3 protein-coding genes are annotated in these 1,565 nt (G+C 65.8%); all 3 read right to left on the bottom strand.

Annotated elements, in window-relative coordinates; genetic code table 11:
- On the bottom strand, positions 1-190 hold a 190-nt coding region (locus EOA22_RS33130; RefSeq protein ID WP_164756157.1), incomplete at its 3' end, for a hypothetical protein.
- An 18-nt stretch (positions 191-208) separates the two neighbouring features.
- On the bottom strand, positions 209-1,246 hold the full coding sequence (cobW, locus tag EOA22_RS33135; protein ID WP_063168240.1) for a cobalamin biosynthesis protein CobW: 1,038 nt from the start codon (positions 1,244-1,246) through the stop codon (positions 209-211).
- Between the two features lie 2 nt (positions 1,247-1,248).
- Positions 1,249-1,565, bottom strand: a 317-nt coding sequence (locus tag EOA22_RS33140) for a DUF1636 family protein (RefSeq protein WP_127390583.1), incomplete at its 5' end; no start/stop codon positions are given.

A 1,565-nucleotide genomic window follows, 5' to 3' on the forward strand; every position in this document is an offset into this window, starting at 1 on the left:
GGCGCAAGTCGCGCAGTGCGGCCAGCCGCATCGAGGGCAGGCGGTCGGCATCGGTCCTCCACGCCGCCGCCAGTCCGGCGAGGTCGCTGTCGGTGAAGGACAGGGCCACGATATCCGCCGGCGTCTGCCGCAGATCGACCGGCTCGGCGAGGTCGTCGAGCGAGGCGGATGTCGTGGTTAGGATGTGCATCGCAATCCGTGTCCGAAATCAGCCGGCGAGTATACGCTCGATCGCCGGGCGGTTCAGCCCTTTCAGGCCGATGACGACGAGGCGCGAGCGGCGGTCATCCTCAGCGGTCCAGGCGCGGTCATAGTAATGATTGACGCGCGGCCCGACGGCCTGCAGCAAGAGCCGCATCGGCTTGCCGCCGACCTCGACGAAGCCTTTTACGCGCAGCACGTTCTCTTCTTCGGCGACGGTGGCGACGCGCTTTGCCAGCTCGTCCGGATTGGCGATCGAGGCAATGTCGACGATGAACGTGTCGAAGTCGTCATGCTCGTGGTCGAATGCGCCGTCATGATGGGACTTGCGGTTTTCGATGTCGTCCTCGACGGCCAGACCGAGCCCGAGCAGCACGGAGGGATCGACCTTGCCATGCGAGGTCGGCACGATCTTCACTGCGCGGGCGGAGTGTTCGCCAACGATGGCATTGGCGCGGGCGGTGCCGGCGGCGTCCATCAGGTCGCTCTTCGACAGGATGATCAGGTCGGCGCAGGCGATCTGGTCCTCGAACACTTCTTCCACCGGATCGTCGTGGTCGAGCGTCTCGTCCCCGGCGCGCTGCGCCTGGAGGGCCTCCATGTCGTTGGCGACGCGGCCTTCGGCCAATGCCGGTCCGTCGACCACGGCGATGACGCCATCGACGGTCACCCGGCTTTTCACGCTGGGCCACTGAAAGGCCTGGACCAGCGGCTTGGGCAGTGCCAGGCCCGAGGTTTCGATCAGGATATGGTCGACCCTCGGCGTCAGCGACAGGATTTGGTCGAGCGCCGGGACGAAGTCGTCGGCGACAGTGCAGCAGATACAGCCATTGGCCAGTTCGACGATGTTTTCCTCGGGGCAGGTGTCGATACCGCATCCCTTGAGGATCTCGCCATCGATGCCGATGTCGCCGAATTCGTTGACGATGATGGCGATGCGCTTGCCGCCGGCGTTTTCCAGGAGATGGCGGACCAGCGTCGTCTTGCCGGCGCCGAGGAAGCCAGTGACGACGGTGCAGGGAACGCGGGATACGGAAGTGGTCATGGTCAATCCTTCAGCATGTCGATGGGTGGAATGCGGGCCACGAGGCCGCGCTTGAGGCTATCGGGGCGGCCACGCCACGGGATCAGGCCATCTTTCGAGGTGGCGAAGAGCTTTGCGCCTGTCACGAGGTCGGCGCCGCTGGTCGCGGTCAGGTCGCCGAAGACATAGCTCCAGCAACCGTCGCGCAGGATCGCGGCGCTGAGGCGCCGCTTGCAATTGCCAAGGCATTCGACGCTGCGGATGCGGATATCGTCGCCAGCGGCGGCGCGGCGCGTGTCGTCCGTCAGCAACTCGCCGGCGCGGGGATGAGCGTCGGAGC

This window comes from Mesorhizobium sp. M7A.F.Ca.US.014.04.1.1 (assembly GCF_003998745.1).
GTDB lineage: Bacteria > Pseudomonadota > Alphaproteobacteria > Rhizobiales > Rhizobiaceae > Mesorhizobium > Mesorhizobium ciceri.